Raw genomic sequence first — 19,447 nt, 5'->3', positions numbered from 1 at the left:
ACCCTCCCGTAGCGCCTCGATTATCGATCTATCTTTGCCCCCGAAACATTTTGACTGACAACAAGGGATTCCGGCTGGTTGAACAACGCCTCGGCCGGGATTCTTTTTTTTACTGAACAAATCATCAACCCAAAAAGAAGGAGACTGTAAGACATGGCTGTTACGTACATGACAGAAGAAGGCTACAATAAGATTTTGGCCGAAATCAACTACCTGGAGAGCGTAAAACGTCCGGAGATCTCAGCGCAGATAGCCGAGGCTCGGGACAAAGGAGACCTCTCCGAGAATGCAGAGTATGACGCCGCCAAGGAGGCGCAAGGAATACTCGAAGGAAAGATCGCCCAGCTCAAAGGGCTTATCGCCAACGCGCGTCTGATCGATGAGAAGCAAATCAAGACAGACGTAGTGCAGATCATGAACAAAGTGAAGCTCAAAAACGTAGCCAACGGCGCCGTGATGACCTACACCCTCGTGTCGGACTCGGAGGCCAACCTCAAGGAAAACAAACTCGCCATCAGTACCCCCATCGCCCAAGGCTTGATGGGAAAAAAGGTCGGCGATGTGGCTGAAATCAAGGTGCCCTCTGGCATCCTCAAATTCGAGATCATGGAGATTTCGATCTGAACCCCTAACTCACCCATTTACGCATCATGGCAACTGTATTCAGCAAAATCGTGGCGGGCGAGATACCCTGCCACAAGATCGCGGAGGACAGCGAGTTCTTCGCCTTTCTCGACATTCATCCCGTAGCTACGGGGCACACGTTGGTCATTCCGAAAGAGGAGGTGGACTACCTCTTCGCCATCGACGACGCGAAGCTCGGCCGCATGATGGCTTTCGCCAAACGGATCGCACGGGCGCAAGAGCAGGCCATCCCCTGCCGGCGCATTGGCCTGACCGTCATTGGGCTTGAGGTGCCGCATGCGCACATTCACCTGGTGCCCATCACGCACGAGTCCGATATGTACTTCGATCGGCCCAAGGGCACACCGACGAATGACGAACTGGCCGCCACCGCGGCTGCGATTCGCGAAAAGCTGGCCTAACCGGTCGCGCCAAGCAGGCTGCACGCGGTGTGGCCTCAAAAAAGAGTCCTGCCGGACGAAAGGGAATCCGTTCCCCTTCATCCGGCAGGACTTTTTTGTATGCCACCCGTCGTGTCGGGTGGTTTTCGTGATGATTTTCCGAATCGTGCTGCCCGTCAGGCCTCCTGCCTCGGCGAGGTGTTGGGAGCGTCGGCCGTTGCGCCCCGACGCCCATCGATTGGGCGACCTGATTTTTCGTCAGGCTTTCCGTCTTGGCGAGGTGCTGGGAGCGTCGGACGTTGCGCCCCGACGCCCACCGATTGGGCGACCTGATTTTCCGTCAGGCCTTCCGCCTCGGCGGGGTGTTGGGGGCGTCGACCGTTGCGCCCCGACGCCCACCGATTGGGCGACCTGATTTTTCGTCAGGCTTTCCGCCTTGGCGGGGTGCTGGGGGCGTCGACCGTTGCGCTCCGACGCTCACCGATTGGGCGACCTGATTTTTCGTCAGGCTTTCCGCCTCGGCGAGGTGTTGGGTGCGTGGGCCGTTGCGCTCCGACGCCCACCGATTGGGCGACCTGATTTTCCGTCAGGCTTTCCGCCTCGGCGAGGTGCTGGGGGCGTCGGCTGTTGCGCCCCGACGCCCACCGATTGGGCGACCTGATTTTCCGTCAGGCCTTTCGCCTCGGCGAGGTGTTGGGGGCGTCGGCCGTTGCGCTCCGACGCCCACCGATTGGGCGACCTGATTTTTCGTCAGGCCTTCCGGCTTGGCGGGGTGCTGGGGGTGTCGACCGTTGCGCTCCGACGCCCACCAATTGGGCGACCTGATTTTCCGTCAGGCCTTTCGCCTCGGCGAGGTGCTGGGAGCGTCGGCCGTTGCGCTCCGACGCCCACCGATTGGGCGACCTGATTTTCTGTCAGGCTTTCCGCCTCGGCGGGTTGCTGGGGGCGTCGGTCGTTGCGCCCCGATTCTCACCGATTGGGCGACCTGATTTTCCGTCAGGCCTTCCGCCTCGGCGAGGTGCTGGGAGCGTCGGCCGTTGCGCTCCGACGCCCACCGATTGGGCGACCTGATTTTCCGTCAGGCTTTTCACCTCGGCGGGGTGCTGGGGGCGTGGGCTGTTGCGCTCCGACGCTCACCGATTGGGTGACCTGATTTTTCGTCAGGCTTTCCGAACCACCGCGTTGCGGACGGCCATCCCGAGCAGGGCCAGAAAGACGACGCCGACTACAATCGATGCGATGAGCGAGATCCGTGCGCTGCGCAGATAGACATCGTCCACGCAGCGGAACTCAATCTTGTGCGTGCCCGCGGGGATCTCCAGCCCACGCAGGATGTAATCCACACGGATGGGCTTCACCTCACGGCCGTCGATGTAGGCGTGCCACGTTTTGTAGAACACCTCCGAGAAGACTGCCAAACGCGGCGAGGCGCTCTGGCTCTCGTAGAGCAGGCGGTCGGGCGCCGGGTAATCCGTCAGGCGAATCGTGGCGGCGCTGTCGCTCGAGGCCAGTTGCTGCCACGATGGCAGGTCGGCCTGCCACGCCTTATCGATGACGGCCGTGCGCACGGGGTTGAAGTCGTTCAGGGCCACGATTTCCTCGTCGGGCGAGTTGACCCAGCGAATCTCGTTGACGAACCAAACGCATCCGGGGGCGCCGGGGTTACGCTGCACCTGCGGCCCTTGATCCGTGGGGACGATCACGTAACGCGTGTTGAGCATGTTCAAAACGTTCGGATTGATCCCCTTAGCCGCAAAATGATAGTCGATAATATCCTGATAGCGGCGCAACTTGGCGGGGCTATAACCTCCGACGGACTTATGAAAGTACGACGTCTCGGATTCGTTAAACGTACTCTTGGTCAGGTTCAAAACCCGATAGTTCGGATCCTTGTCCTGCAGGATTTGCTTGTCCGCCTCCGTGGCTACGATTTCGCGTGCTTGGCGCTGCGGCACAAAGTCCTCGTAATTCAAAAAGCGCTTATCCACGGCCCAGAGATCAGCAAAAACGAGCAGCCCGATCACGGCCACCACGTAATTCGCGTTAAAAGGCTTCTTCAGATAAATGAATAGCAGCGCAGCCACCGCAGCGATGAACCCAAACGAACGCCAGGCATCGGCCGAGAGCATGCCTTGCCGATCGGCCACGAGCGCCATCAGCAAGTCGGGGTATTGCTTAAACTGCTCGTCGGCTGGGCCCGAAAAGCTCATCAGTCCGCCCCCAAGCAGGGCGTAGAGTAGGCAAAGGCCCCCGGAGAGGCCAGCGGCGATGTAGAGCGGGCGCAACAGGGCACGTTTGTCGTCCGCCTCGAGGATGCGCTTGACGGCCAGGATGGCCAGGGCCGCCATCGAAACTTCGGCCACCACAAGCGCCATGGAAGGCGTTCGGAACTTGTTGTAGAGCGGCAAATGATAGAAGAAGAACTCGTTGATGCCTGCATTTTTGCCCCACGAGAGGAGAATCGAAATGAGCGTCACGGCCAGCAGCCACCAGCGCTCAGGCCCCTTCACGATCAAGAGTCCGAGCACGAAAAGGAAGCAGATGATGGCCCCGACATACACCGGCCCGCTCGTGAAGGGTTGATCGCCCCAGTACATCGGGGCGAAGCGCGTAAACTGGCGCCCCTGATCCGCCTGCCCATGATCGGAAAAGAAGCGGTACGTGTGCGAGTCGGTGCCGATGTTATGATGCGAATCCGAGCCGTAGAAGTTGGGGATGAGCAGCGTCATGGTCTCGCCCCGGCCGTAGCTCCACATGTAGGCATAGTCGATCTCGAGCCCCGAGCTTTCTTTTTGACCCTCCGCATTGTTCTTCAGCACCGCCCCCCCGCGCATGGATTCCTTCACATAGTCGGCTGAGCTGATGAGCTGTCCGGCGGCTGGTGCCACGGCCAGCAGGCCTACCACGAGGAGCACGGCGGACGACTTGAGGTAGGCGCCCAACGTGTGGTTGCGAATCGCAAAGATCAGGTAGGTGAGGGCCAAAACGAACATCATAATCAATAGGTAATAGCTGATCTGCTGATGACTCCACAGGACGTTGAGCCCGGTGAAAAACAGGGTCACCAAGCTGCCCCAGAGCAGCCGCCCGCGATAGCAGAGGATCACGCCGCCCAGGATCGGCGCCATCGTCGACATGACGAGGCACTTATTGACGTGGCCGGCCTCAATGATGATCAGATTGTACGACGCGAAGGCGTAGGCCACAGCTCCCACCGCGGCCAGGCCCGGGCGACACCCCAGCGCGATCATAAACACGTAGAACCCTACCAAATAGAGCAGCACAAGCAGCGCGTTGCCCGGCAAGGTGTACGCCAGGAAGCGGCTCAGATAGTCAAAGATGTTTACTATCGGCGCGCTATTCGTGTAGTTATGCGGCATGCCGCCGAACATGCGCGCCGACCAGTAGGCGTGCTCGCCGGTTTTCAGATAGTGATCCGCGATGTCTTTTCCCCAGCCCTGAGCGCTGTTTACGTCGCCTTGCACCAGCCCCTTACCGTCGAACAGTTCAGGTGCGAAATAGATCGCTGCGAGCGCGAAAAACAGGATCACCACCACCACGTGCGGCCATCCCTTCTTGATTGCCTCATTCATATTTGAAAAACTAATTTGATGTCGTATAAATGTCGTCGGATTCGGTCAGAAAAGCGGCCCGCTGTGGGCGCGATTCAGAGGCGGATTCCCCGGCCTATTTGTTTGGTTTTGGGGCGCAAACGTAGGTAAAAAACCGCGACCCTTTTCGCCCGCCAACGCCTGTCGGGGTCTATTCGGCGGAGCGTTTTTCGGGTCGGCGCTGTGAGGGGGCGAAAAAAGTACCCTCGGCCGCCTTTCGATCCTGTGCTGTGCGCGATTCCCGCCTCCGCGTAGAGTCGATTTTGATTTTGGGGTGAGTAAAACCCGCCGGGTTTCACTCAAACGTGTGGCAATGTGAAAAACCCGCCGGGTTTTGGGCTATGTCGTGTGGCAAAGTTAAAAACCCGCCGGGTTTCACGCCATGTCGAGTGGCAAAGTCCAAAACCCGCCGGGTTTCGCGTCATGTCGAGTGGCAAAGTCCAAAACCCGCCGGGTTTCAGGCTATGTCGTGTGACAAAGTCCAAAACCCGCCGGGTTTCGCGCTATGTCGTGTGGCAAAGTCCAAAACTCGCCGGGTTTCGCGCTATGTCGTGTGGCAAAGTCCAAAACCCGTCGGGTTTCAGGCTATGTCGTGTGCGGGAATATGAAACCCGTCAAATTTTGCACGTACCCGTGTAGGGCGCAAAAGCATACGCCCCGAAATGTTCCTCGCCAAAGGTTTGGGTCTAAAATCGGGCGGTTTTTGGGTGTATCCCTATTGGGAAGGGTAAAATCGGGTACGTTTTTGGTGTATCCCTATTGGAGAAGGTAAAATCGGGTAGGTTTTTGGCGTATCCCTATTGGGAAAATGTGAAACCCGCCAAATTTTTCATATACCCGTGTAGGGGCGCAAAAGCATACGCCTCCCAAATGTTCCTCGCCAAAGGTTTGGGTCTAAAACCGGGCGCGTTTTTGGCGTATCCGTGTGCGGAAATATGAAACCGGGTGCGTTTTTGGTGTATCCCTATTGGGAAGTATGAAACTGGGTGCGTTTTTGGCGTATTCGTGTGCGGAAATATGAAACCCGCCAAATTTTTCATGTACCCGTGTAGGGGCGTATTGCATACGCCCCGAAATGTCCTGCGACAGGGGTTTGCGCCTAAAACCAGGCGGGTTTTGGGTGTATCCCTATTGGGAAAGGTGAAATCGGGTGGGTCTTTGGCGTATCCGGGTGGGGAAATATGAAACCCGCCGGGTTTTTCACGTACCCGTGTAGGGGCGCAAAAGCATACGCCCCCAAATGTCCTGCGCCGAAGGTTTGCGTCTAAAACCGGGTGCGTTTTGGGCTTATCCGTGTAAGGAGGTATGAAACCCGCCAAATTTTGTGTGTACCCGTGTAGGGCGCAAAAGCATACGCCCCCAAATGTCTTGCGACAGGGGTTTGCGCCTAAAATCGGGCAGGTTTTGGGTCTATCCCTATTGGGAAGGGTGAAAAAAGGTGCGTTTTTGGTGTACCCGTGTGCGGAAATATGAAACCCGCCAAATTTTGCACGTACCCGTGTAGGGGCGCAAAAGCATACGCCCCCAAATGTTCCTCGCCAAAGGTTTGGGTCTAAAATCGGGCAGGTTTTGGGTGTATCCTTATCGGGGAGGGTGAAATCGGGTGCGTTTTTGGTGTATCCGGATGGGGAAATGTGGAACCCGTTAAATTTTGCACGTACCCGTGTAGGGGCGCAAAAGCATACGCCCCCAAATGTTCCTCGCCGACGGTTTGGATGTAAAACCGGGCGGGTCTTGGGCGTATCCTTATTGGGAAAGGTGAAATCGGGTGCGTTTTTGACGTATCCGTATGCGGAAATATGAAACCGGACAAATTTTGCACGTATCCGTGTAGGGGCGTATTGCATACGCCCTGAAAATGTCCTGCGACAAGGTTTTGGGTCTAAAATCTGGCGGGTTTTGGGCGCATCTTTATTGGGAAAGGTGAAATCGGGTGGGTTTTGGGCGTATCCAGATGCGGAAATGTGAAACCCGCCAAATTTTGCACGTACCCGTGTAGGGGCGCAAAAGCATACGCCCCGAAATGTTCCTCGCCAAAGGTTCGGGTCTAAAATCGAGCAGGTTTTGGGTGCATCCTTATTGGAATGGGTGAAATCGGGTGCGTTTTTGGGTGCATCCGGGTGTGGAAATATGAAACCGGACAAATTTTTCACGTACCCGTGTAGGGGCGTATTGCATACGCCCCCAAATATCCTGCGACAAGGATCTGGGTCTAAAACAGGGTGGGTTTTGAGGCTGTCCTTATTGGGAAGGGTGAAACGGGGTGCGTTTTCGGTGTATCCGTATGAGGAAATGTGAAACCCGCCAAATTTTGCACGTACCCGTGTAGGGGCGCAAAAGCATACGCCCCGAAATGTCCCTCGCCAAGGATTTGGGCCTAAAACCGGGCGGGTTTTGGGCGTATCCTTATTGGAGAAGGTAAAACCGGGTGCGTTTTTGGTGGGTACGCGTGCGGGAAGTATGGAACTCGCCAAGTTTTTCACGTACCCATTTCGGGGCGTATTGCATACGCCCCGAAATGCCCCTCGACGACGGTTTAGGCCTAAAACCGGACGGGTTTTGGGTGTATCCCTATTGGGAAGGGTGAAATCGGGTGCGTTTTTGACGTATCCGGATGGGGAAATGTGGAACCGGGCGGGTTTTTCATGTATCCGTGTAGGGGCGCAAAAGCATACGCCCCGAAATGTCCCACGCCGACGGTTTGGGTGTAAAACCGGGCGGGTTTTGGGTGTACCCTTATTGGGGAGGGTGAAACGGGGTGCGTTTTTGGTGTATCCGTGTGCGAAAATATGAAACCCGCCAAATTTTGCGCGTACCCGTGTAGGGCGCAAAAGCATACGCCCCGAAAATGTCCTGCGTCAAGGATTTGGGTATAAAACAGGGCTGGTTTTGGGCGTATCCTTATTGGGATGGATGAAATCGGGTGCGTTTTTGGCGGGTACGGATACGGGAATGTGAAACCCGCCAAATTTTTCATGTACCCGTGTAGGGGCGTATTGCATACGCCCCTCAAATAGCCTCGCCGAAGGTTTAGGCCTAAAACCCGCCGGGTTTTTCATGTATCCGTGTAGGGGCGCAAAAGCATGCGCCCCGAAAAACCCCTCGACGGGGATTTGCACCTAAAATCGGGCGGGTTTTTGGCGTATCCGTGTGCGGAAATATGAGACCGGGCGGGTTTTGCACGTACCCGTGTAGGGCGCAAAAGCATACGCCCCGAAATGCCCCTCGACGATGGTTTGGGTCTAAAATCGGGCGGGTTTTGGGTGTATCCTTATTGGGATGGGTGAAATGAGGTGCGTTTTCGGGGGGTACGTGTTTCGGAAGACGTGGCGGGTCGGGCGTTCTTACCTCCACTAATGGCGACAGGCAAAACGCTTCTCAAATCAGACCTATCTTTGCCGCCTCTAATTAAACACGGAAAGAACAATGAGTTACAATTTATTGAAAGGGAAAAGAGGCATCATTTTTGGCGCCCTCAACGATTTATCTATCGCTTGGAAAGTGGCCGAACGGGCTGCAGAGGAAGGCGCACAAATCGCGCTGACAAATACACCGATCGCAATACGGATGGGCGAAGTCCGGGCGCTGGCGGAGCGTCTCCAAGCGCCGATGATCCCCGCCGACGCGACGAGCGTGGCGGACCTTGAAACGGTCTTCACGGAGTCGACGCAAGCCTTGGGCGGAAAGATTGACTTCGTGCTCCACTCCATCGGCATGAGCCCCAATGTGCGCAAGAAGCGCACGTACGACGATTTGGATTACGACCTGCTCTCGAAGACGCTCGACATCTCGGCCGTCTCCTTCCACAAGATGCTGCAAGTGGCCAAGAAGCAGGACGCCATAGCGGAGGGCGGATCGATCGTCGCCCTGACCTATGTGGCCTCGCAGCGCACATTCTTTGGCTATAACGACATGGCAGACGCGAAGAGTCTCCTGGAGTCCATCGCACGCAGCTTCGGTTACATCTACGGCCGCGAGAAAGGTGTACGCATCAACACGATTTCGCAGTCGCCGACGCTCACTACGGCCGGAAGCGGCATTAAGGGGATGGATCACCTGATGGACTTCGCCGACAAGATGAGTCCCTTAGGCAACGCTACGGCGGATGACTGCGCCGACTATTGCGTGACCCTGTTCTCGGATTTGACGCGTAAAGTGACGATGCAGAACCTCTTCCACGACGGTGGCTTCTCGAGCATGGGCATGAGCCTCCGCGCCATGAATCAGTATAGCAAGAGCTTCGAGGAGTTCAAGGACGAGTCGGGGAAGATCGTTTACGGCTGATGGTATAGTGGGGGAGGGGCTGACAGGAGGTGTCTGCCCGATCATTTACGGGTAGAGCAAAGCAAAGAGGCGTCCCACACACTGCGGTGCGGGACGCCTCTTTCAGTCTAGATTCGACGGCTGGGGCGGTTATTGGCCCGTCCAGTCGGAGATTACGCCCGATGGATCGGGGTTGAGGATGATGGCCTTGTTCTGGTCCGTTTCGTACTTATTGAAGTAGATGTTGAACCACGGCGCACAGTATCCCTCGATCGAGTTCATGCGGTAACCTACGGGGCAGTTCGTGTCCTTGTATCCGCGGGTAACCTTCAGCTCGAGGCGTTTGTAATCCCAGAAGATGATGCCTTCGCCCCAGAATTCAATGCGTTTTTGGAGCATTAATTCCTTGCGGAAGTCGGCCAGGGTCGTGGCTGAGCACTTATAGGAGTCGTAGCGATACGTCTTCATGAAGCTCTCCAAGGCAGAGACGCCCGCCGCAACGCCCTGGCTGGCAGCCAGTGCTTCGGCCTCGATGAAGTACATCTCCTCGACGCGCATCAGCGGATAGTCCATGGCGGCGCCCACCTTATAGTCGATCATGTTGCCTTCGTTGGGCTTAAACTTGAGTCCAGCGTAGGGAGCCAGCGTTTTGAAGTCGTCGTCGGTGAGGAGGGTGCGATACTTCGAGCCCGGGGCCTTGCCTGCGTCGCCGGGTGCGATCCAGGAGGCTTTGCGCCAGTCAGCGTCGGGGATCTGATCGAAAAGAGCCTTGCTGATGGTGCGTGTGGCTCCATAGGTTGCGTTAGCCACGCCGAAGGTCTGTTCGGGGCACATGTTAGAAGCGAAGTTGATGTAGGCGCTGTAGACGTTGGCCTCTTTGGTTATGATACCCCACATCCAAGAGGAGGCGAGGATGGAGTTGAAGCCCGTGGTGTAGCTCTTGCCACCGAACCAATCGCTCTCCGTCAACGGCTGGGCACCGCTGGCGGTGATGGCTTCGCGGGCGAACTGTGCGGCCTTGGCGTAGCAGTCTTTCGCGGAGGTGATGTCCGAACGTACGGCGGTGAAGGCGGCCAGATCGGCGGGATACTTCTCGAAGCGTGTGCCTAGCTCCAACCAAGTGCGGGCCTTCAAACCGGCGACAACGGCGGAGTTGGGCAGGTTTTTGGCTGACCGGGTGAAGCCGTTGAGGAGGTTACCGGCCGTCTCCAGTTCGTCGAGGATGTATTTGTACATCGTCTGGAAGGGGACGCGTGGATTATTGCGCGCATCGGTCTCGGAGGTCTTCTCGGTGACGAGCTGCGTGGTGAGGCCATAGACCTTGTTGGCGGCCGCTTCGTTGTCGAGTTTGGCGATGCCCGTCTTCTTGTATTCGTAGAGGCGTGCCATATCGAGGTAAGCCAGCGCGCGACAGGTGTGAGCCACGCCTGCGTACTGCTTCAGGAGCGGGTCGGTGGTCTCTTTGTCGATCAAGCCGACGAGGTCGTTGGCTCGCTTGAGGAGCTTGAAGTAGTAGCCGTAGAGCACGTAGCTCATTGTGTTGTTCACACCGAGGCTGGTGCAAAGGCCGTACGTGGAGAAGTAGTCATAGTCGGAGCTGTAGATGTAGAAGTCTTCGCACATCACATCGCGCATGATACCCCAAGCGGGGTATCCGAAGTCGAAGTTGTAGGCATTGTAGTAGTTCAAGTCACGTTCGTAACTATTGTACTCGTTGATGTAGCCCACGATGGAGTTTTGCAGGGCTTCCATCGCGCTCTTAGACTTCATGACTTGATCCTTTGTGGCCGTAGACGACTCGGGAAAAGTCTCTTCGATGCAACTGTTCAGGCCGACTGCCATGAGCAGTACGCAGCAGGCGAGGGCTTTCGTGATCAGAGTTATCTTTTTCATTGTGATCATCCTTTCTTATTGATATACATGGGTGAGGATAGGCTTAGAATTGCAGGCTGAGGCCAGCAGAGTAAGTGCGATAGGGCGACACGCCAGCTGAGGAGGTGCTACCGGTGGTGGTTGTGCGCGGATCCAAGCCTTTGCGTTTAGACCAGTAGTAGATGTTGTCGCAGGTGACGTAGAAGCGCAGGTTGCGGACGCCACCGAGGCGCTTAGTCAGCTTTTCAGGCACGGTATAGCCGAGCTGAATGTTCTGGAGGTTGAGGTAGCTACCGTCGATCAGGAAGCGGTCAGACTGTCCAGCGGCGTCGAGGTCGTTGAAGTACCAGCGAGGAATTTCAGAGCTGGTGTTCTCGGGCGACCATGCGTTGAAGACGTCCTTGTGCAGGCGGAAGCCACTGGCCGAAGAGGCAATCGGGTTAGACATCATGCTTGCATAGCCGTAGTCGTAGATCTTGCCACCCACGGAGTAGGAGAACTGTGCGGAGAAGTCGAAGCCGCGGAAGCTGAGTGAGGTGCCAAAACCACCGTAGAGGTCTGGGTTCGGGTCGCCGCAGAGGTAATAGTCCGCATTAGAGAAAGAGTCCGTCGTCTTCTCTTCGCCGGTCGTCTTGTCGGTGTAGTACCACAGCGACTTGCCTTCGGGAGACAGACCTGCAAAGCGATGAATGCGCCAGGTGTTGATGGGCAGACCTTCACCGTAGTAACGGATGCCATTCACATAGCCTTCGTATCCGCCCTCGTTGTTCGTCTTCTTCTCTTCGGGCAGGTAAGAGATCTTGTTCTTGTAGTGCGTCAGGTTGAAGTTGATGGTCCACACCAGATCCTTACGCTTGATGGGCGTGTAGTGGAGGTCGAGTTCGACACCGCTGTTAACCATGTCGCCAATGTTGTCGTAATAGCCGTTGTAACCCAGTGAGGGGGGCACGGTGAAGAAGTTGAGCATGTCGGTCGTCTTGCGATAGAAGAGCTCCACGTCGCCCGTCAGTTTGCCTTTCCAAAGCTCGAACTCGGCGCCGAGGTTGACGTTCGTGTTCGTCTCCCAGGTGATATCCTCTTTGCCTTTGTCACTAAAGGAGAGCGAGAGGGCGTCGTTGTTGTTGTTGATGCCATAGCGGTCGGTGTAGTAGAAGTCGTCGATATTGTCGTTACCCTGCTGACCGATGGAGAACTTGATCTTGAGCATGTCGAAAGCTTTGCACTTGAAGAACTCTTCGTTCGAGATCAGGTAAGCGCCACCGAGGGAGTAGAAGTTACCCCAGCGATGCTTCGGGTGGAAGCGTGAGGAGGCGTCGCGGCGGAAGGAGGCAGAAGCAAAGTATTTGCCGTTGTAGTCGTAGAGCCCACGGAAGAAGTAGCCTTCGGTATTGTAGTTGGTGGCGTAAGAGTCCGCTTTTTTACCGTCGATCACGGCGCCTTCCAGCTCATGATTGCCCCAGTAAGAGAACATGTTCTTCTTGGAAGCCGAGAGTTGCACGTAGTTGTACTTGTAATACTCATGCCCCAAGAGAGCGGAGAAGTTGTGGCTGTCGCCGAAGGTATGGTTGTAGTTCAGCAACTGCTGGAGGTTGAGCGTGGTGGTGCGATAATGATAGACCGAAATGTTTCCCTTCTCTTCGATGCCCCAGCCATAGAAGGGGTTTCCGGAGGTGAAGTAACGCTGTCCAAAGACAGACGTAGCGGCGTTGAAGGTGAACTTCAGTTCGTCGGAAAAGAGGATGTCTGTAAAGGCATTGCCGTTCAGTGAGTGCGCCTTGGTCTGTTGCAGATCGAGCATCATCGTTTGGATCGAGAGGTTGGAGTAAGCCGGGCGCACCAGCTTGGGGCCAGCCGTAGCCACACCATAGTCGTACATCTTACCGTTCTCGTCGGTGCGGATGTTGCCGTTGGCGTCGCGCAAGTAGACGGGGTAGATCGGCGCAATGCCTTGCGTGAAGGCAGTCGGGTCGGTCGATTCTGACTCGGAGAGCGTTTGCGTGGTACTGTAGACATAGCCCACGTTCATGCCATACTTCAGCCACTTCTTCGCTTGGTGCGAAGCCTTGACGCGGGCCGAATAGCGCTCATAGCCCGAGTTAGGCAGCACGCCATTGTCTTTGAGGTAACCGAAAGAGGAGTAGAGCTGCAGCGCTTCGTTGCCACCCGTCACGTTCACGTTATACTCCTGGCGCAGCGAGGTGCTGTAAGCCTCTTTCGTCCAGTCGTCCGGCAGCAGCATGTGACCGTTCACCACACGTCCCAGCGTCGCGTTCGGGTTCAGCTTGCCATCCTTACCGATCAGATACTGCCCGTCGGGATAGCTGTAGACGTTGTAAGCCAGGCCGCCCTTCTCTTTCACGCCGCTCACTAAGTCCTGGTTGGCCTGCACATAGGCGTCGTCGGCTGAGAGCTTGTCCACGTAGTGGAGCTTGTTGTAGAGTGCGCGGTATTGTGCCTCGTAATACTGTCCGGGATCCTTGATGTAATCGTAGTCGATCGTACCGCGTGTATTGGCGCCCCACTTCGCAGAGGCCGTGATGACGGCTTCGCCCGACTTCGCGTTCTTCGTCGTGATGATGATCACGCCATTGGCACCGCGTGCACCGTAAAGCGCATTAGAAGCGGCGTCTTTCAGCACGGAGATAGACTCCACGTCGGCCGGGTTGATGTTGTCCCAACCGCCGTCGTAAGGAGCACCGTCGACGATGATCAGCGGGCCCGTACTGGCGTTGATGGAGCCGATACCGCGGAGCAACATGGTCGGCGCGTCGCCACCGGCCTGACCCGAGCCACTCGTCATCTGGAGGCCCGCCACCTGTCCGGCCAGGGCCTGCACCACGTTCGTAGCCTGCTTCTTGGTCAATGCGTCGGAATTGATCACGGTGGCCGAACCCGTAAAGGCCGATCGTTTGGAGGTACCGTAAGCCACGACGATGACTTCATCGAGCTGCTCGTTGTCGTCCACCAAGACGACCTTCATCCCAGCCGTGGCCGGTAATTCTTGCGTTTTGTATCCCACATAGGAAATAACCAGCGTGCTACCCTTGGGCACCGAGAGGGCGAATTTGCCGTCGATGTCCGTGATGGTACCTGTCGTGGTATTGCCTTTCACATGCACGGTGACGCCGATCATGGGCTCACCCTGCTGGTCAGTCACAGTGCCGCTGGCCTGTGTCTGCGCCATCGCGGCCCCTGTCCCTATCAGGATAAGAGCCAGCAACATCATTAATCTCTTTTTCATACTGCTATAATAATTGGTTTAGAAGGAGTGTCTATTGGGATCGAAGGGGCACCTTTATGAGTGTACAGGTATTATGCCGGCCGCAGGGGCGAAGCTGCGGGGCGCGTCAAACATGCTGTTTCTATTCGTGTGGTTCACCGTGTTCCCTCTTCTGTTAAATTTCGGGGTGGCAAAGATGGCTGTTTTTTACACTAGCCGGTGAACTGAACTGAAAAATCGCACCCACGAAAAGGTTTCTTGGCGAACGATTGTCTCGCGCAATCGGCCCACCGGGAAGTCTGTGGTTCGAAAGACTCGCACAATCGCCCCGCCGAGAAGTCTGTGGCGTGAAAGACTCGCGCAATCGGCCCACCGGGAAGTTTTTGGAGCGAAAGACTCGCGCAATCGGCCCACCAGAAAGTCTGTGGCGCGAAAAACTCGCGCAATCGCCCCAACGAGAAGTCTGCGGCGCGAAAGACTCGCACAATCGGCCCACCGGGAAGTCTGTGGCTCGAAAGACTCGCGCAATCAGCCGAACGGGGTTGTTTTGGAGCGAAAAACTCGCACAATCAGCCGCCACGGAAGTGTTTCGGCCTGTTGTCCGCCGCAGGCAATCCGCGATTTTATGGGTGATTCACAGCCTAAGGCTTTCTGACCAAAAACGCTTAGATGAAGGTCAGCCTTCGGCTTTCGCTCGCCGACTTTGTCGGTGAACCGTAACCTTCCGCTTTGGGTTGTCAATTTTTGTATCGCAAGAAAGCCTTCGGAAAATTGTTACTCGCCGCTGTGGGGTCAGAAAGCCTCGAGCAAAAGCCTGTTTCTCGTTTTCGACGTTCAAAAGCCTCAGGCAAATGGGAATTTCCAATGAATAGCGTTAAAAGCCTGAGGCAAATATGCGCTTTCACTGGTGAGAGCCAAAAGCCTTAGGCTAAAGGCCGATTCACGCTGGCGAGAGCGTTTTGCCTGAAGCAAATTGATGTTTCCAGCGAGAAATGTCATTTTGCCTGAGGCAAATTGGTGTTTCCAGTTGAAAATGCATTTTTGCCTGAGGCAAAACGCTCTCGCCAGCGTGAATCGGCCTTTAGCCTAAGGCTTTCGTGTTTTTACGGTGTCTCCGCCCAATTGCCTGAGGTTTTTAAGTGCAGAAAAAGAAAAACGCCTGACGGCTCGAGGCTGTCAGGCGTTTACTTTTTTCGATGTCTATTTTCCTGAAGATTAGAGCGATCTACGACTCGTTTTTGGCCGCATCTAACGTCTCGGAGGCCTCAGACCAACGATCCATCGCGTCGGAGAGCGCTTTTTGCAGATCGTTATGGGCGGCGAAAAGCGACGTATCGGCGGCACCTTCAGGCGTATTCATTTGCGCTTCCAACTCGGCGCTGCGGCGCTCCAAATCGGAAATCTCGCGTTCGACGTCGGCCACGGCCTTCTCCAATCGGCGGATCTTCCGCGCCTGCTCCTTTTGCTCCTCATAAGATCGCTTGGCCGACGGCGCTCCGCTTTCCTCCGTCGACACCGACTGGGCAGGCGCAGCCGTACGCCGCTCTAACTCACGCAAATTCTCGATCCTTTTGCGCTCGAGGAAGTCGTAGATCCCCCCGAGGTGCTCGCGGACGCGGCCCCCGCCGAACTCGTACACTTTATCCACCAATCCGTCGAGGAATTCGCGGTCGTGCGAGACGACGATGAGCGTCCCGTCGAAGTCGCTGAGCGCCTCCTTGAGCACGTCCTTCGAGCGCATGTCTAAATGGTTTGTCGGCTCGTCGAGGATCAGCAGATTGACGGGTTCGAGCAGCAACCGAATCATGGCCAGCCGGCTGCGCTCTCCGCCGGAAAGCACGCCGACTTTCTTGTCCGACGCCTCGCCGCCGAACATGAACGCCCCGAGGATGTCACGAATTTTCGTCCGTATGTCGCCCGTGGCCACATAGTCGATAGTTTCAAAGACGGTCTTCGTTTCGTCTAAGAGTTGGGCCTGATTCTGCGCGAAATAGCCAATTCGGACATTGTGACCGAGGCGCAGCGTGCCGCTATAATCCGCGATCTCGCCCATGATACACTTGACGAGCGTCGATTTTCCCTCGCCATTTTTCCCCACGAAGGCGACTTTGTCTCCGCGATGAATCGTAAACGTGGCGTCCGAAAAGACGAGGTGGTCGCCATATCGTTTCGTGAGATGTTCCGCAATCACGGGATACGAGCCCGAGCGCGGCGCCGGCGGAAAGCGGAGGTGGAGCATGGCCGTATCCTCGGCGTCGACCTCAATCCGCTCCACGCGTGCCAACTGTTTAATGCGTGATTGCACCTGCACCGCCTTCGTAGCCTTATATCGAAAACGCTCGATGAAAGCCTCCGTGTCGGCCAACATTTTTTGTTGGTTTTCATACGCCCGCTGCTGCTGTTCGCGTCGTTCACGCCGGAGCTGTACGTATTCGTCGTACTTCACTTTGTAGTCATAGATGTGCCCCAGCTCGATCTCGAGTGTGCGGCGCGTAGTGTTGTTGATGAACGCTCGGTCGTGGGAAACGAGCACCACCACATTGGACGACGTGGCCATAAAATGCTCTAACCACTGGATGGATTCGATGTCCAGATGGTTCGTGGGTTCGTCCAGCAGCAAGACGTCCGGCCGCCGGAGCAGCAGCTTAGCCAGCTCGATGCGCATGCGCCATCCGCCGCTGAACTCCGCCGTGGGCCGGTCGAAGTCGTCGCGCGCAAACCCGAGGCCGAGCAGCGTCCGCTCTAACTCCGCCTGATAACTCGTGGCGCCGATCAGCTGAAGGCGTTCGCTGAGCGTAGTCATGCGCTCGATGAGCGTGTGGTACGTTTCGCTGTCGTAATCCGAGCGCTCCGCAAGCTCCCGATTGAGGCGCTCGACAGCCGCCTCCGTTTCGTGGATATGTGCAAAAGCCAGCTCTGCCTCTTGGCGCACGGTACGTTTATCCTCGAGTTGCATCTGCTGCGGCAGGTAGCCGATCGTCGTGTCACGCGGCACGCTGACGACACCGCTTGTCGGCTGTTGCAATCCGGCGAGGATCTTGAGCAGCGTCGATTTGCCCGCGCCATTTTTTCCGACCAGCGCGATCCGGTCTTTTTTGTTCACCACGAACGAGAGGTGGTCCAGCAGTGTGAATCCGCCAAATTCGACGGTCAAACCTTCGATTGAGATCATAAAAAAGGAACTATCTATCGGTGCGGGACGTCCGCCCGCCACTTTGGGTTACACATTATATAATAGGTACGCGGCGCCCGTCCTCCGTAGAGATCGACCGCGGCGCTCCAGCGAAAAAACGCGCGCAAAGGTAGACGCGCCCGCAAATAGCCTGCAGCCCGAGGTTGCACTTCGCCACCGACGGAAGGGGCCATCCGCTTTAGGCTTTGGGAGGATAGACATAGGTGGGGCACCATTGCCTCAGGCTTTGGGAAGATCAAAAAAACGGAGCCGCACTTTTCTGAAGGTTATGGTGGATCACAAAACGGGAGCATCTCTCGCCGAAGGTCTTGGATCACCGACCGCGTAGGCAACCCCAAGCCGACGGTCGGCCATCGCTTTCCGAAACAGCGACCGAAAGCCTCAGGCTGTGGCTCAGCCATAAAATCACGGAAAGCCTGCGGCGGACAACCGGCCCAAACACTTTCGTGGCAAGCGATTGAGCAAGTATTTCGCCCCAAAACCGTCTCGTTGGGCCGATTGTGCGAGGTTTTCAGGCCACAGACTTTCCGTTGGGGCGATTGTGCGAGTCTTTCGCTCCACAGACTTTCCGTTGGAGCGATAGTGCGAGGTTTTCGGCCGACAACCTTTTCGTTGGGGCGATTGTGCGAGGTTTTCGGCCCGCAGACTTTCCGTTGGGGCGATTGTGCAAGGTTTTCGCCCCACAGACTTTCCGGTGGAGTGTTTGTGCGAGTCTTTCGGCCCACACGATTCCCGTTGGAGTGATTGTGCGAGGTTTTCGGGCAAATGGACTTCGTGGCGGGCGAAAAACAGAGGCAATAGTGCGACAAGCACCCGATGGGGTTTCTATATCGGGGGCTACCTTTGCCATGAAACAATATCCTCTTATGAACACCCACCTCGATTTCTCCACCATCTGCGCCTTGTCCACGCCTGCGGGAAGTGGCGCGTTGGCCATCGTGCGCGTCTCCGGACCGGAGGCGGTCACGCTTTGCGACCGTTTTTTCCAACCTCGCTCGGGTGTACCGCTCGCCGAGCGTCGCTCGCATACGGCCACCTTCGGCCGTCTTGTCCGCGATGGCGAACTGCTCGACGAGGCTGTGGCTACCGTCTTCCGTGCCCCGCATTCGTTCACCGGTGAGGACACCGTGGAGCTGTCTTGCCACGGCTCGACCTTCATCCAACAACGCCTCCTTGAATGGCTCATCGACGGCGGAGCGCGCGCTGCCGCACCGGGCGAGTTCACCCGACGCGCCTTCCTCAATGGGCGTATGGATCTCTCGCAGGCGGAGGCTGTGGCCGACCTGATCGCATCGACTTCGGCCGGTATGCATCGCGTGGCGATGAACCAAATGCGTGGCGGATTCTCCGACGAATTGGCCACGCTACGCGCACAGTTGCTCGAATTTGCCTCGCTCGTGGAACTGGAGCTGGACTTTGGCGATCACGAGGAGCTGGAGTTTGCTGACCGCACACGCCTTGGCGAACTGGCTGATCGCATCGCCCGACGCATCGACACCTTGGCAGCCTCGTTCGCCGCCGGCAATGCACTCCGACACGGGTTGCCTGTGGCCATTATCGGCCGACCAAACGTGGGCAAGTCGACGCTGCTGAACGGGCTGCTCAACGAGGAGCGCGCCATCGTCTCAGACATCCCCGGCACAACGCGCGACACGATCGAGGAGACACTCACCCTCGACGGCCGACTTTTCCGCTTCATCGACACCGCCGGTTTACGCGATCGCACGACGGACCGCATCGAGGAGATCGGCATCCTTCGTAGCTTCGAAAAGGCCGATCAGGCCGCCATCATCCTTTACCTCCTCGACCTGACCGACAGCACGGCCGACGATTGGCTCGAGGCCAGCCGCTGGCTGCGGCGCTACGAGAAGCCCGTGCTGATGGTCGGCACGAAGAACGATCTGGCCCGCCGTAGCCCGATCCACACGACGGACAACGTGCAGGCGATCCACATCTCTTGCCGCGAGCCGGCCGACATCGAGCGTGTGAAGCAGCGGATCGTCGAGCTGGCCGATACGCTTACGGTGGGCACGCACGACGTGATCGTCACCAACGTGCGCCACTACGAGGCGCTCTGCCGCGCAGGCGAGGCCATCCGACGCGTACTGGCGGGACTCAGCGACGGTTTGCCGGGCGATCTGCTCGCGGAGGATCTGCGCGACTGCCTCCACGCGCTCGGCGAGATCACCGGCGGCGAGATCGTCACCGACGAGGTGCTCGCCAACATCTTCTCCAAGTTCTGCATCGGGAAGTAGGGGCGGTG

The 19,447-nt window shown here is 56.9% G+C and carries 8 protein-coding genes; 4 read left to right on the top strand and 4 right to left on the bottom strand.

Going from position 1 to position 19,447, the window contains the following annotated elements; all coding sequences use genetic code 11:
- The first annotated feature begins 153 nt into the window (after window positions 1-153).
- Entirely contained in the window at window positions 154-624 is a 471-nt protein-coding gene (gene greA / locus C7123_RS04565) for a transcription elongation factor GreA (protein WP_037978834.1), read from the top strand.
- 26 nt (window positions 625-650) lie between these two features.
- Window positions 651-1,046, top strand: a complete 396-nt coding sequence (locus tag C7123_RS04560; protein WP_069175926.1) for an HIT family protein — start codon at window positions 651-653, stop codon at window positions 1,044-1,046.
- 1,139 nt (window positions 1,047-2,185) lie between these two features.
- Here C7123_RS04560 and C7123_RS04555 read toward each other — a convergent pair.
- A complete protein-coding gene (locus tag C7123_RS04555) occupies window positions 2,186-4,618 on the bottom strand; it encodes a hypothetical protein (protein ID WP_107490593.1) in 2,433 nt (810 codons plus the stop codon).
- Window positions 4,619-8,062: 3,444 nt separating this feature from the next.
- Here C7123_RS04555 and C7123_RS04550 point away from each other — a divergent pair.
- A complete protein-coding gene (locus C7123_RS04550) occupies window positions 8,063-8,920 on the top strand; it encodes an enoyl-ACP reductase FabI (protein ID WP_037981590.1) in 858 nt (285 codons plus the stop codon).
- Between the two features lie 129 nt (window positions 8,921-9,049).
- On the opposite strand, the gene C7123_RS04545 is transcribed toward C7123_RS04550, so the two are convergent.
- The 3 genes from C7123_RS04545 to C7123_RS04535 form a co-directional block, all read right to left on the bottom strand.
- The gene (locus tag C7123_RS04545) at window positions 9,050-10,792 is read right to left on the bottom strand and encodes a RagB/SusD family nutrient uptake outer membrane protein (protein WP_069176432.1); all 1,743 of its coding nucleotides are present in this window, start codon (window positions 10,790-10,792) and stop codon (window positions 9,050-9,052) included.
- 43 nt (window positions 10,793-10,835) lie between these two features.
- Complete coding sequence (locus C7123_RS04540; RefSeq protein ID WP_069175925.1) at window positions 10,836-14,012, bottom strand: SusC/RagA family TonB-linked outer membrane protein; 3,177 nt, start codon at window positions 14,010-14,012, stop codon at window positions 10,836-10,838.
- 1,204 nt (window positions 14,013-15,216) lie between these two features.
- Window positions 15,217-17,163, bottom strand: coding sequence for an ABC-F family ATP-binding cassette domain-containing protein (locus C7123_RS04535; protein ID WP_069175924.1), 1,947 nt, complete (start codon window positions 17,161-17,163; stop codon window positions 15,217-15,219).
- An 887-nt stretch (window positions 17,164-18,050) separates the two neighbouring features.
- Between C7123_RS04535 and mnmE the strand changes: the two genes are divergently transcribed.
- Window positions 18,051-19,439, top strand: coding sequence for a tRNA uridine-5-carboxymethylaminomethyl(34) synthesis GTPase MnmE (mnmE, locus tag C7123_RS04530; protein WP_069175923.1), 1,389 nt, complete (start codon window positions 18,051-18,053; stop codon window positions 19,437-19,439).
- Window positions 19,440-19,447 lie beyond the last annotated feature (8 nt).

Origin of the sequence: Tannerella serpentiformis, assembly GCF_003033925.1 — a bacterium.
GTDB classification, from domain to species: domain Bacteria; phylum Bacteroidota; class Bacteroidia; order Bacteroidales; family Tannerellaceae; genus Tannerella; species Tannerella serpentiformis.
Note: the sequence above shows the minus strand (reverse complement) of the source record. Positions and strands in the feature narration are given on the sequence as shown.